This window comes from uncultured Porphyromonas sp. (genome assembly GCF_915070105.1).
Lineage (GTDB): Bacteria > Bacteroidota > Bacteroidia > Bacteroidales > Porphyromonadaceae > Porphyromonas.
This window is the reverse complement of sequence record NZ_CAJZFJ010000059.1, coordinates 1-13,884: the sequence shown is the minus strand read 5'-3', so window position 1 is coordinate 13,884 and position 13,884 is coordinate 1. Positions and strand designations below refer to the sequence as shown.

Sequence of the window (13,884 nt, the reverse complement as noted above, 5' to 3'; positions counted from 1 at the left end):
AGATCCTCGATCCAGGGGATACGCTCTTCCTCGAGCAGCAGGTCGTCGATAAGCTCGAGGTCATGGAGGAGAACGACCGCCTATGGGGCAAGGTTGTGGTCACCGACGCTGGTGACTCCGAGACGCTCAGCCCAGGGCAGATCGTCACCCTGCGTAAGCTCCGTGATGAGAATAGCTCCCTCAAGCGCCGTGACCTCCGCACCGTAGAGGTACGCGAAGCCAAGCCTGCGACAGCTCGCCAGATCCTCCAGGGGATCACACGTGCTGCCCTGCAGACGAAGAGCTTCATGTCTGCCGCCTCCTTCCAGGAGACCACGAAGGTGCTCAACGATGCCGCCATCAATGGTAAGGTCGATACCCTCGAAGGGCTCAAGGAGAATGTCATCTGTGGTCACCTGATCCCTGCTGGTACAGGTCTGCGTGAGTACAAGCGACTCGTTGTGATGCCCAAGAGCGAGCACGAGAAGGCGCTCGCCGCCTCGGCCTCCTTCGACGACGAAGCCGCCGATAGCCTCAATGTAGCCGGCTAAGCCAGCTTACATCCAATAAAAGCCCCACCCCAAGGCGTCATCTGACGCCCTGGGGTGGGGCTTTTCCTTTCTCCCCTTTTGCCCTGGCATTTGGGTGACTGATAGGGACGGCTTAGTAGAGAAAATCGGAATTTCCGATTTTTCTCTACTAAGCCGTCCCTCCCCCTTCGGGGTAGAAATGTGGACGTCCCCCGCCCGTGCTACAACTCTGTAGCGTGGGCGGGGGACGCCTTTTGTGTAAGAAGGAGAGATGGGGCTGGCCTTAGAAGCCGAACTTCCCGTTCTTGTTTTGGTGCTGTTCGGCGGGGAGGACGGGTTCGACGACGTCCCAGTGCTCTGCTATCTTGCCGTCTTCGACACGGAAGAGGTCGTAGAAAGTCACGGCCTTACCCCCGAAGCTCCCTTCGCTGATGGCGAGGACGAAGTTCCCTTCGCCTAATACCTTGTGCACACGATCGTAGGTCATTGCGATGCCTTGCTTAGCCATTGCCTCGAGTGCAGCGCCCAGCCCAGAGAGCCCGTCGGCGATGGCGGGATTGTGCTGGATGTAGTTGTCGCCATCGAAGTAGCTTGTGAGCTTCTCGGGAGCCTTGCCCTGCAGGACATCGGAGACGAACTGGGCGACTAGCTTCTTGTTCTCCTCGGTCTTGTCGAGATCTTTGACTTCGGTGGTACCATCGATCATGGTGTGACCGCTGGGGTTCGCTGTCGCGGGCTTCTCCTGGAGGTTGTCCCAATGCTCGACGATCTTACCTCCCTCGAAGCGGAAGATGTCAAAGCCAATCTTGGGGCCGAAGAAGTTGTAGTCCGTATGGGCGATGACGAAGTCGCCATCCTGTAGGACACGTACGGTATTCACTCGTGCGGAGCCTGCGGGTAGGGCAGCGAGAGCCTCGCCGAAGCCTGCTAGGCCGTCCTTGATACCGAGGTTGTGCTGGATGTACTTCTCGGGGTTGATGACTGCGACGGGTGCGCTCTCGCCCGTCTCGATGCTCTTGAGTAGAGCGACTACTTGTTCCTTCTGATTCATAGTTGTGCTATCTGTTGAGTTTGTTCCTTCGTTCTTCTTGTCGCAGCTGACCAGTGCGAGGCTGGCAGCGAGGAGGGTGATTGCCTTGGGCTTCATTGTTTACGTTGTTCGTTTCTTTTTACACTGCAAAGGTACAGCGGCTCTTTCCCTCCGCTGTAATCCTTCCTCGCCCTTGTAGGGTAAATCTCCGCCGACATGCTCCTAGTGCTCTCCTTGTGCTAGTCGGAAGTCTCCGGGACTAAGCCCTGCATGCTTGCGAAAGAACTTATTGAAGTTGGTGGGCTCATCGAAGCCGAGCCCATAGGCGACCTCCTTGATGGAGAGGTCGCTGAAGGAAAGTAGACGCTTCGCCTCCAGCAGACGGCGCTGGTCGAGGTAGGCCTTGGGTGTCATCCCCACTGCCTGCCGTATAGCCCCTGCTAGTTGCTTCTCCATGACCCCGAGCAGTCTCTGATAGTCTTGGATGTTGTGGAGATGGTGGTGATGCTCCTCGACCGCTGCGAAGAACCTCCCTGCCAGCTCGCCTCCTCCCTCTGCCTCATGGGGCAGACGCCGTGCCACCTCCGCCAGCAGGATGCGCAGGCAGCTCCGTGCGATGATGAGCTGATACACAGTCTCCTGTGCTGTGAGCTCTCTCATGAGCTGGTGCATGAGCCCTGGGATCGGGAGCCCATGTAGGGAACTGACCTTGTAGCCCCTAAGGCTTGCGCCGAGGAGCTGGTGTAGGAGTCGGATGTCGCTAGTGGCTTCGCCTACGAACTCGGGGACGAAGAGCACAGCGAAGCCCTTCGGCAGGCTATCGACACAGAAGCGTACGACCTGCCCTGGTGAGATGAGTAGGGCTTCTTCGTCTCTGATGCAGACGTCCTCGAAGTCTAGGCTTAGGCTGAGCCTTCCCTCCTCGACCCATAGGAGCTGGTAAAAGTCCGCCCGATGGATGGCACTTGCTTTCTCTGCCTTCTCGCTGATGAAGGTGAGGGGCTTGACCTCGAGACCGAGGCTGGAGGGGCTATTGAAGGGGTATCTCTGTATAGTAGGCTGAGTCATGGGGCAAAGGTCGGTATTTCTCTGTAAAGTAAGTCGCTACCATCCGTGCCTATCCCTCCACTGTGAGTAGCGAGGGCGAATAGCTAGAAATGGGGGGGAGACTCCTCGGATGACACAGCTCACCACCCGATGAGGGGGGGGACTTTTCTCTTCTCATTTGACTTTTGGATCTTTGCTCGGTCTTAGGAGTATAGAGATCGATAAAACGAGAACGAATGAGTAGACTGCAACTAACAGACGAAGCGCTGACTCAGGCACTGGAGGAGTCGCTGGATCAGGGGTTCCTCCTGCTGATGCAGTCCTATAACGAACGTATCTACTGGCATATCCGCAGGCTCGTCGTCGTGCATGAGGACGCTCAAGACGCTAGCCAAGAGACTTGGATCCGAGTCTACCGTGCCCTCGCCAAGCGGGATCGTGAGGCAAGCCTTCGTAGCTGGCTGTACACCATCGCTACAGGCGAAGCCCTCCGATGCCTCGATCGGCGTAGGGAGCCGATGACAGCGCTGGAGGACCTCCTTCCCAGCCAGCAGCCCCTCGATCCCAGCAGTGCGACTGCCCGTGCGGTCAGCGAGGAGGAGATCCTCCTCCGCCTACAGCAAGCCATCCTAAGGCTTCCGCAGAAGCAACAGCTGGCCTTTAACCTCCGCTACTACGAGGATATGAGCTATGATGAGATCGCCCGAGTGATCGGGAGTAGCCCCAGCAGTGCCAAGGCCAACTATCACTTGGCCAAAGAGAGAATAATGAAGTACCTCAACGAGAATGACTAGGAGTATGGAAGAACTAGATCTGGACAAGCTCCCCCGTCGTATGCCCTACACCGTGCCCGAAGGTACCTTCGACGCCATCGAGCGCACTGTCCTTGCGGCGATTGCCCGAGAGCAGCAAGCCGACCAAGTCGCCCCTATCCCGCCCCTTGTGCCCCCCGCTGTCCCCCCCGCTGTCCCTACGGGGCACACCCGGCCCGCTCGGGCTCGGCGTCTCTTACCTTGGCTCGGCAGTGCCCTAGCGGTAGCCGCCGTGACGGTCTGGGCGGTCCTCACCCTTGCCCCTCACCGCCAAGCGCCCCAGCCCGAGGAGTCGCCTACGCTGGAGAGCGTAGCTCTCGCCTTTGAGAAGCTAAGCCCCGCAGACCAAGAGTTTATCCTGAGTACTTATCCGGATGATATGTATATGAACTTCTAAGCTAGATAAGATCATGATGAGAATTCCCATGAGGCTGACCCTCCTCGCACTACTCTTCCTCATGAGCAGTGCCCTATATGCCCAGCAGTCACAGCGAGAGTCGTCCCGCCCGTCACGTCAAGGCTTGAGCCGAGTCCAAGCGGCTTACATCGCCAAGCAACTCGGCTTCGACGAAGCCACCACCCGCCGGTTCGTAGAGCTCTATGCCAAGCAACAGCAGGAGATCTGGACACTCTCCCCTCGGGACAAAGCAACGAAGGGAGTACGAACAGATGCCGAGGCCGAGCGTGCTATCAAGGACTACTTCGAGCGAAGCGAACAGCTCCTCTCCATTCGCAAGAAGTACTACCAGGAGTTCCGCAATTTCCTCACCCCCCAGCAGATCGAGCGCATCTACAAGCTTGACCGCCGTACGATCGAGGGGCTCCGCCGTCAGGCTCAAGCCTTCCGCCAGACCTACGACTCCACCCTGCGTTATATGGGGGATAGCCTCAGACGTGCCTACAAGCTCGACCGCCGTACGATCGAGGAGCTCCGCCGCCAGGCTCAAGGCTTCCGCCAGACCTACGACTCCACCCTGCGCTACATGGGAGATAGCCTCAAGCGTGTATACAAGCTCGACCGCCGTACGATCGAGGAGCTCCGCCGTCAGGCCCGTGACATACGTCACTCCTACGACTCTATCCAGCATCACATGGGAGATCAGCTCGAGCGTGTTCGTCGCTTCTATCGAGGTAGACGCTAGCCTCAGCTAGCCCACTCGTGTCTCCGTGCCCCTCAAAGGGGCACGACCCACGCCCTCCCCCCGCTGTGGTAGGCATAGCTATGAGCCTACATGCTCCCTCGCACCCTCCCCCTCGCTCTTTCCTGAGTTTATTAGACCTATTGCACCTATTAGACCTATCGCACCTACCTCTAGCTCATAGGTCTAATAGGTGCAATAGGTCTAATAGGTGCAATACCCCAGCTCACTCTCCCCCACTGCCCCCCAAAAGGGGGCACGAGCTACGTCTAGTCTACCCCCCTCTATCGCCCTTATCTAGAGGGCTCATGCGCTCTTACCTAGAGCGGTGAGACGCTCATACCGAGAGCCCGATCGGGCTCTCGGTATGAGCGCAGTCGTCACCTTACATAGGTGATGACTGCGCTCATGATATGTCCTCTCCAGAGCTCTCCAGACCAGCTCGGAGAAGCCCTCGGAATGGGCTATAAATGCGGGGCCTAGGATCCGTCTTGGCTCCCCGCCCTGAGGGTGCTACCCCTTTAGGGGTAGCCCATGGAGGTAGGAGCGGGTTATTTTGTAAATATTTTGCAGTGTAAAATCTATTACCTACTTTTGCTCTCAAGGATGAGGGAAACATATATCCCCCTCACTCAAGACTGATAACAATAATTCACTAAGTAACGCAGCTACAAATAAGATGACGCAGACTACGACGATGTGCATGTGGCGAATGATGATGATTGGCATGATGATGCCAGTCCACGTCCCGCATTGCCCAAGTCGAAGCGTTACACCGTAGCCGTATATGTAGTCGTTACATAACCGCATAGCAGTAAGCCTCCCTTTGGTCAATGTGCCAAAGGGAGGCTTACTGCTTTTTTTACCCCCTCCCCACAAAAGAATTCACGAAGTAATACAATCATTAAGCAGACAGAACGAAGATGAAAAGAAGCTTACTAACACTCCTCTTCCTGGCCCTCCCCTTCGGAGCTGCCAAGGCGCAAGACGGACATATCACCGCCACCGGCGTGGTGGTCTCCGCCCCTGGCAATGAGCCAGTCATCGCAGCCAACGTCATCGTAACAGGTACACCCGGTCTAGGAGCCGTGACGGATACCAACGGACGCTTCAGCGTCAAGGTACCCGCTGGCACGAAGAGCCTCACAGTCTCCAGCCTCGGCTACACATCCCAGCAGGTGCCCGTCAAGCCCGGTGAGATACGTGTCGTCCTCAACGAAGAGGATCGAGTGCTTGATCAGGTCGTGGTCGTGGCCTATGGCCGTCAGAAGAAGTCTTCGCTCACGGGGGCTGCTACCAACGTGAAGGCCTCCAGCCTTGCCGCTGCCAAGGTAGAGTCCGTCGATAAGGCACTCTCTGGTAAGGTCGCTGGTCTTCGTGTCTCTTCGCAGACGGGGACACCCGGTGCTGCCGGTACGATCCAGATACGTGGTGTGGGGAGTATCAACGGTACGACAGAGCCCCTCTACGTCGTGGATGGTGTGCCCATCACGGTGGGGAACTACGGTATCGGTGGTCTATCAGGGAGCACACTCTCTACGATCAACTCCGAGGACATCGAGTCGATCTCCGTGCTCAAGGATGCTGCTTCGGCTGCCCTCTACGGCTCACGTGCAGCCAACGGGGTGGTGCTGATCACGACCAAGCAGGGACGTCAGGGCAAGACCCGCTTCACGCTGAACGCCAGCACGGGCTTTGCTCGCACCGCTACCAATTCCTACGAACTGATGAACGCTAACGAGCACTTCGACTACACCCGTGAGGCCTTCATCAACCGCTACCTCCTGCAGCAGGATGCACTTCTCCCTACGGGTGCTAACTACGCTCAGCGTGCAGCCCTGAGAGATAGCTATGCTGCTACCCTTACCGATAAAGTATTAGCAGAGTCCAAGGAGGTCTTCGTCAATAGCCGTACGACACGCACCGACTGGCGCAAGGAGCTCCTCGGTGGTACAGGCCGTCTCAACGACCTCTCCCTCTCGGCCTCGGGGGGTACGGAGGCTCTCCGCTACTTCGCCTCCCTCGGCTACAACGATGCTACGAGCGTCACCCCCTACGGTTCCTTCAAGCGTTATTCGGGTGCACTGAACGTGGACAACAAGGCTACCAAGTGGCTCGATCTCGCCTTCAAGGGGCAAGTCTCCTATACCCGCAACGAGGGGAGCCAAGACAACAGCGTACAGAGGGATGCCGTCTCCCTCACGCACCCTGTCCTGCTGGCCTTCGTCTCTCGCCCCAGCGAGGCTAAGTACAATGCCGATGGCTCCCTTAATACCAATGTCTCTCCGATGACCAAGGGGGATAGCCCGATCTCTCGCCTTAGCCCAGACTCCTACCTCACCGAGGTCGGGACGCTACGTGGTACGGGGAATGCCAGTGCACAGATTCGCTTCACGGACTACCTCTCCTTCAAGACCACCAATGCGATCGAGTATACTCTCCTCAAGGGCTTCCAGTATACCAGCCCTCTCTCCAGTGATGGAGCTCGACAGAATGGCACAGGACAGCGTCTAAGCAATGAACTCGTGGTCAAGACGACCTCCAACGTACTGAACTTCGACCGAGACTTTGGGGAGCACCATGTCGATGCCCTTGCAGGGGTAGAGGCGCAGAGCTTTGACCAGCTCCGCACCCAGATAGCAGTAAACGAGTATGCGACGACCAAGCTCAAGGAGCTGGGCAACGCACAGTTCAACGACGGAGATGCCCAGCACTATGGTAGCTTCCTGCTCTCCTACCTAGGCCGTGTGAACTATAGCTATGACGGCCGCTACTTCGCTGGTCTCAGCCTGCGCAACGACATCTCCTCCAAGCTCGGTCGTAATAACCGCTCCGGGATCTTCTATAGCCTCTCTGCCGCTTGGCGCTTTGGCCGTGAGAGCTTCCTCAAGGGGAATGAGTTCCTGACCGATGCCAAGCTCCGTGCCTCCTACGGGACGAATGGTAACCTCCCCGATGCGGAGTACTCCTGGCGCTCGCTCTATGCCTTCGGTGGGAGCTACGGCACCGAGCCTGCGATCGCTCTGAGCCAGCTGGCGAACCTCGACCTAGGATGGGAGAAGAGCCGCAGTGTGAATATCGGGCTTGATCTGACCTTCGCTCGTCGCTTCTCGCTGAGCCTCGAGTACTTCGATAAGCATACGACTGACCTGCTGATGGCTGTCCCTGTGTCCTACAACTACGCTGTGGAGACCCGTCAGGGCAATAGCGGGGAGCTATCGAACAAGGGCTTCGAGGCAGAGCTTCACGCTACCGACCTGCTGAACTCCAAGTCCCTGCGCTGGGATCTAGACTTCTCCCTGACGAAGATCCGCTCACGTGTCGAGTCCCTACCCAATGGGGATATCATCAATGGCCCCAAGAGCCTCTATGTCTATCGTGCTGGGGAGGATGTCTACTCCTTCTACCTGCCTACTTGGCTGGGTGTCGATCCCACAACGGGGCTGGGTCGCTTCCTCATCGATCCTACCAAGCCCGCAGAGCCTAGCAACATCACCTACCGCTACGACGAGGCAGGGCGTGCCCCCACGAAGTCGGCCTACCCCAAGGTCTACGGGGGGCTGACGAACACCCTCTCCTACGGAGGCTTCACGCTGAGCGCACTCGTCACCTACCAGTTCGGTGGTCATCTGCTGGAGGGCTCTAGCCACTATGTCAAGGGTGATGGTCGCCGTCTCGGGGTGCTCAATCAGGTCAAGGAGCTCGTGGGCAATTACTGGACGCCTACCAATACCGGTGCCTCCAATCCCCTACCTATCTTCAACTCTCCCCTCAATAGCGGTGAATGGTCTACCCGTACGATCTACTCCACAGACTTCATCCGCCTCAAGGAGCTAAGCCTCAGCTATGCCCTTCCCAAGAAGGTCACCGACGTGCTTCGCCTCTCTTCGCTCCGTCTCTCGCTGACGGCTAATAACCTCCTCTACCTCTATGCAGCTACCAAGGACAAGGAACTCGAGGTACCCATCAATGGCTTCCGTGCCCTCGATGTCCCCTCGCTGCGTACGATCAGCTTCGGTCTCAATGTCGGATTTTAATGCTCCTCATCACAATGAAAAGAACCCCTCTATATATCGCCCTCACAGCTGCTACGCTCTTCGCCTCCTGCAGCAAGCAGCTTGACCAGTTCCCATCGACCTCTCTGCCCGATGATGAGGCGATCGAGTCTGTGGCCTCCCTACACCGTGCCGTCAATGGTGCCTATTCCCCCCTCGTACTGCGCTACGGCTACGGCGGTGATGTCGCCCTCTACCCCGATGCCAAGGGTGGTGATGTCAGGGTCGTCAATCCCGGCTACCAGCAGACGACTGATGCCCACCACTTCACCACGAGGCGTAACTCTGCCTTCTCTGAGGGGGCTTACCGTCAGTTTGCCTTCGTCATCGGACGTGCGAACAACGTGCTGAAGTATGCCCCAGCCGTACTCAAGGGGCTCAAGGCGGGCTCTGCCGATGAGCAGAAGGCCAAGGATGACATCGCACAGCTCTATGCCCTACGTGCTCTAGCGCACCTCGAGCTGGCTCGTCTCTACTGCTACATCCCCACCTCGGGGGTAAACACCACGGCGCAGTACTCAGGTGTGCCCCTCAACCTCGTCAGTGACGACACGCCCCGTACCTTCCAGCGCTCGACCCTCAAGGAGACCTATGAGCAGATCTTCGCCGACTTCCTCAAGGCGCTCGAGGGCAATGCACTCTCCACCGCCAAGACCTCGGGCTCTGGACATATCAATAGCTGGGCGGTCAAGGCGCTCCTCTCCCGTGCCTACCTCTACTATGGGGATTATCAGAAGGCCTACGACTATGCCGAGGACGTGATCGCCAATAGCCCCTATGCCCTCTACTCTCGTGATGAGTACCCCAAGGTGTGGAATACCCAAGGAGCCTCCGAGTCCCTCTTCGAGGTGCAGACGACGGACAAGTCCAATGCTGGGCTCAACAGCCTCGGGAGCTACACCAACCCCAACGGCTATGCCGAGTATGCGGTCTCGGATGATTTCCTCGCTTGGCTGCGTGCCAATCGCTCCGATGATATTCGCTTCACAGCGGCTATCTCTGAGCGTCAGGACGGGGATGGGACGAACAAGGCCTACTACACGGTGAAGTACCCTGGTCTGCAGGGCTCGACGGCTCCGATAGCGGTGAATAACTACAAGGTGATCCGCCTCTCCGAGGTCTACCTCATCGCTGCCGAAGCGCTCCTCAAGGGGGCAACTTCCGCCAGTGGCAAGACGGCGGTCTCGTACTACAATGCCCTGCGCAAGAACCGCATCTCAGGCTATACCCCAGCCTCCTCGGTCACCCTACAGGATCTGCTGGATGAGCGTCGTGTAGAGCTCTTCTGCGAGGGACATCGTCTCTACGACCTCGTGCGCAACAAGATCAACGTCAAGAGTAACTACATCGCCAACCCCAACAAGGAGTACGACTACCTCAACCCCGCCCTCATCACCGAGCTTCCCCAGCGTGAGAAGAACCTCTCGCCCGAGCTCGTCCTCGAGGCTGCCAAGTAGCCCCTCCGCCCCTTTCCCCCTCTCTCCCCTCTCTTCTCACTAGAAGAGTCCTCCCTTACCTCCCCCAGCTCTGGGGTATCGCCTCACCCATAGGAGGCTTGTTATACCCTAGGCGGGGGAGAGACCCCCTCGTCGAGATGACGATATTCTCTTAGAGTATTAGAATGAGCGAAGCCCGAGAGCATAGGCCAGTCCTATGTCTCTCGGGCTTTCATTTGTGTGGATACCCTCGGGCTTAGCTGGGTTCGCAGCGTCGTGGGGTGAGGGGAGCTCTTTCTCTAACGTAGCGGCTGGGAGGGACACCGCAGTGGCTCTTGAAGGTACGCAGGAAGTTAGAGTAGTCATTGAAGCCTGACCGCTCTGCTATCTCTGCGAGACACATACTCGGATGCTCGATGAGGAGCTGGCAGGCCTTCTTGACCTTGATATACTGGATATAGTTGATCGGGGAGTGTCCCGTCACTGCTGTCATCTTGCGGTAGAGCTGACTCGGGCTCATGCCGAGTGTCTTCGCTAGGGAATCGACCTCTATTGTTTGGTCCTTCTCTAGGGCAAGGAAGATCGCCTCGGTAGCACGACTTACGAAGGCCTGATCCATAGGACTGAGGATGACTGCGGCTTCTTCCCCTTCGTTGGGCCCGGTCTCTGGACATGTCTCTTCGGAGAGCGCTGTCTCGGGCTGGTCTGTGGGGGCTGGCTTGCAGTCGCAGTCACTTTCCTCTGCTCGAGAGGTAGATTCGTCGTGTATCTGCTCCTTGTCCCTAGCCTTTATCCCCTCGGCTAGATGGCGCATATAGTGGTACTGCAGATGGCGCTGACGCTCTAGGAGCTTCTCGACACATAGGCAGAGCTCCTCGCTGCTGAAGGGCTTCGTGAGGTAAGCATCCACCCCGGCTAGTAGGCCTTGTAGGTGATCCTCCTCACTGACCTTCGCTGTGACCATGATGATGGGGATATGACTGATTACCTCGTTTGTACGGATCATACGGGTCATCTCTAAGCCATCTAACCGGGGTATCATACGGTCCGAGATGATGAGGTCGGGGACGAGCTCCTTCGCTCGCTCGAGTCCCTTCTGCCCGTTGGGTTTGTAATAGACTTCGTAGCCATGGGCGGAGAGTAGGGAGCCCATATAGGAGGCGATATCCCGATGATCCTCGATGATGAGGATACGTGTACCCGCTAGAGCTGAGGGCTCTGTCTGCTCCTTGACTTGGGAGGCGAGGGGTAGGTCGCAGGGGAGCTGCTCCCCTCCGATGAGGCTCTTTGTCCCCTTGTACTCCTGGATGGGTAGGGCGATGTGGATCTTGGTGCCTTCACCGAGGGTGCTCGTGACACTAACCTCTCCCTCTAGGGTGTCTATGATCTGCTTGACGAGGGCAAGTCCGATACCTGAGCCTCCAGTGCTACTCTCGCTCTGTGCCTGGTAGAAGGGGGTGAAGATATGGGGGAGAGCCTCGGGAGAGATCCCCGAGCCCGTGTCGGAGACCTCGAGGTGGAGTATCCTTTCAGCTTGCTCTAGAGCTACCTGTATGGTGCCGTAGGCTGGGGTGAACTTGAAGGCGTTGGAGAGTAGGTTGATGATGATCTTGTTGATATAGCTGGGGACAAAGTCTATGACGATGGGGGCGTCCCCGTTGTAGAGGAGGTAGATATGTCGGCTCTCTGCATAGTCTCGGTAGCTCTCTAGCAGTGCTCCGATATAGGCTCTGATGTCGCCGTGGCGCATGTCGGGGATGGCAATGGCGGAGCGTATCTTGGTGATGTCTAGGAGCTGATTGATGAGGGTCAGTAGGCTATTGCCCTGTCGTTGGATGGTTTCGGCCTGCTCGTGTACCTTGTGGCTATTGTTGGGGTCTTGGCGCAGGTCCTGGCTTAGTCCGAGGATGACCGTCAGTGGGGTACGGAACTCGTGGGTGATGTTGGTGAAGAAGTGCTCACGCATCTGGCTCATCTGCTTCAGCGCTAGGTGACTACGTGTGCGTACTCGCTGGATGTAGAGTAGGGTTCCGATCAAGAGGATGAGGATGAGGAGTATGAGGATGAAGACCGCATAGCTCACATGGCGGGTAGCCTGCTCGCGCTCTAGGCGTAGGCGTACCTCGTTCATCTGGCGAGCCTGACGGGAGCGTTCGATGCTCATCCCCGTATTCTGTATGCGATTGACCTGCTCGATCCCGACGATGCTATCACGGAGGCCTGTAGCGAGCTCTTGGTAGTGGAGGGCACTGATGTAGTCGTCTTCCTTCTTGTAGTACTTGTAGTAGAGGGTGTAGACCTCGGCGAGGTGCTCTCTGGACTTAATGCGTCGTGCGATCGAGGCTGACCGCTCCAGCAGGGGCAGTAGCAGCTCCTCTTGTCCGAGACGCAGGTAGATCCCTGAGAGGGCAAGGAGGGAGGTGAGGGCGTGCCAGTCATCCTTGGAGGAGCTCATCAGCTCGTAGGCCTGCTGGTACTCGGTGATGGCATGCTCGTAGTCCTCTGCCTTCTCATAGAGCGACCCGAAGTAGGTATGGCACAGGGAGATGCCCAGAGTGTTGTGATCCTGCTTGTTGAACTGCATGGAGAGGCGGTAATAGTGCCATGCTGAGTCGAGCATTCCTTTGCGCTCGAAGATCGCCCCGAGGTTGGCGTAGTTCATCGCCTGCCCGACGAGGCTTCCTATGGCGGTCTCACCAGCAAGGGCGATACGTAGGGCACTGTCTGCTCGCTGATAGTTGCCTATGGCCATATAGATATTTCCTAGTCCATTGAGGGAGATGACCTGGTTCTTCTTGGCTTGGGTAGTGGTGTCGGAGTGTTCCTGGCTCATCATCCAAGCCTGATAGTGGTACAGTTGGGCTATATCGAGGGCTCCTATACGGCGGTAGTTTGTCCCGATATCGTTGAGGGCACGTATCCACTCGAGTGTGTCACGTAGGGATTGGGCTGCCTCGGCAGCCTTACTATGGATGAGGAGGGCTTCGTCAAATCGGCTCTCGTGACGAAGTCCCCTTCCCCACTCTCTAAGGGCTACGATGCTGGCTAGATGAAGCCCCTCTTGGTCAAGGCGTCTATGTAGGAGCTCTAGCTCTTGTAGGGTCTTGGCTTGGTGTACGATGCTGTCTGCCTCACGTCGCTCCTCGGGGGTAAAGACACTCTTTCGGGTTTGGCATGAGGGTAGGACTCCAAGGAGAGAGGTGGCGCTGAGCAAAGTGAAAAGTATGTGTAGCAACCCTTTCATGACGGAAAGTTTTCAGCAAATATCTAAAATCTTTTGAGCTAAACAAAATATCCCCTCAATACAGCTTAATGGGTGATGGTTTCTAACGACATGCTATTAGTCGTGTAGCGTTGAGTGTGAGTGGAGGGGGTGCGTGATTTAGTCTAATGAAATGTATGATTTCACCTGCAGTATGATCCCTGTATGGTGCTTTCTCGGAGGCCACTTACTCGATTGTCCCCAGAGCTTGTGGGATATAGCCTGGCTCTTTCCCACAGAGATTCTCTGACATTACCGATCGGTATAACCCCTCTTATAAATATGGTAACGTAAGAGCCCACCAATCTCTTATCCTACGACCTTTACCATTCCCTCCTATCCTCCTTAGCGTTTTGTCCTCTTCCCCTCTTACTGGCCACCTCTCACCCCCTCTCACTAGGAGAACAGGAACAGTGCAGGTGATGCCAAAGGGCTATATAAACTAGTACTGCGGTACGTCTATCGATATGGCCTCTGGGTGTGTCTGTGCTATGTTGTTTCCACGATAGCAGGGGAAGCGTGTGTAGATCAAGCCTGATAGCTCTGCGTGGGTAATCTTTCCTTCTTTTGGAGGTGTCTACCTCTTTTTGAACT

At 56.8% G+C, this 13,884-nt stretch carries 8 protein-coding genes and 1 pseudogene; 6 read left to right on the top strand and 3 right to left on the bottom strand.

Annotated elements, in window-relative coordinates; all coding sequences use genetic code 11:
* Positions 1-530 (top strand): annotated as a pseudogene (locus QZ554_RS06605) (DNA-directed RNA polymerase subunit beta'); the annotation flags it as partial.
* 262 nt (positions 531-792) lie between these two features.
* Here the strand turns inward: QZ554_RS06605 and QZ554_RS06600 are convergent.
* Positions 793-1,656, bottom strand: coding sequence for a nuclear transport factor 2 family protein (locus tag QZ554_RS06600; RefSeq protein WP_297195217.1), 864 nt, complete (start codon positions 1,654-1,656; stop codon positions 793-795).
* A gap of 105 nt (positions 1,657-1,761) precedes the next feature.
* Positions 1,762-2,607, bottom strand: coding sequence for an AraC family transcriptional regulator (locus QZ554_RS06595; protein WP_297195216.1), 846 nt, complete (start codon positions 2,605-2,607; stop codon positions 1,762-1,764).
* 215 nt (positions 2,608-2,822) lie between these two features.
* On the opposite strand from QZ554_RS06595, the gene QZ554_RS06590 reads away from it, so the two are divergent.
* From QZ554_RS06590 to QZ554_RS06570, 5 genes are all read left to right on the top strand, one after another.
* On the top strand, positions 2,823-3,380 hold the full coding sequence (locus QZ554_RS06590; protein ID WP_297179173.1) for an RNA polymerase sigma factor: 558 nt from the start codon (positions 2,823-2,825) through the stop codon (positions 3,378-3,380).
* Between the two features lie 4 nt (positions 3,381-3,384).
* Complete coding sequence (locus QZ554_RS06585) at positions 3,385-3,795, top strand: hypothetical protein (protein WP_297195214.1); 411 nt, start codon at positions 3,385-3,387, stop codon at positions 3,793-3,795.
* A gap of 13 nt (positions 3,796-3,808) precedes the next feature.
* Positions 3,809-4,540, top strand: a complete 732-nt coding sequence (locus QZ554_RS06580) for a hypothetical protein (RefSeq protein ID WP_297195213.1) — start codon at positions 3,809-3,811, stop codon at positions 4,538-4,540.
* A 920-nt stretch (positions 4,541-5,460) separates the two neighbouring features.
* A complete protein-coding gene (locus QZ554_RS06575; RefSeq protein WP_297195211.1) occupies positions 5,461-8,574 on the top strand; it encodes a SusC/RagA family TonB-linked outer membrane protein in 3,114 nt (1,037 codons plus the stop codon).
* A 14-nt stretch (positions 8,575-8,588) separates the two neighbouring features.
* Positions 8,589-10,049 (top strand): RagB/SusD family nutrient uptake outer membrane protein, encoded by a 1,461-nt coding sequence (locus QZ554_RS06570; RefSeq protein ID WP_297195209.1) that lies wholly within the window; start codon positions 8,589-8,591, stop codon positions 10,047-10,049.
* Positions 10,050-10,284: 235 nt separating this feature from the next.
* On the opposite strand, the gene QZ554_RS06565 is transcribed toward QZ554_RS06570, so the two are convergent.
* The gene (locus tag QZ554_RS06565) at positions 10,285-13,242 is read right to left on the bottom strand and encodes an ATP-binding protein (protein WP_297195207.1); all 2,958 of its coding nucleotides are present in this window, start codon (positions 13,240-13,242) and stop codon (positions 10,285-10,287) included.
* Positions 13,243-13,884 lie beyond the last annotated feature (642 nt).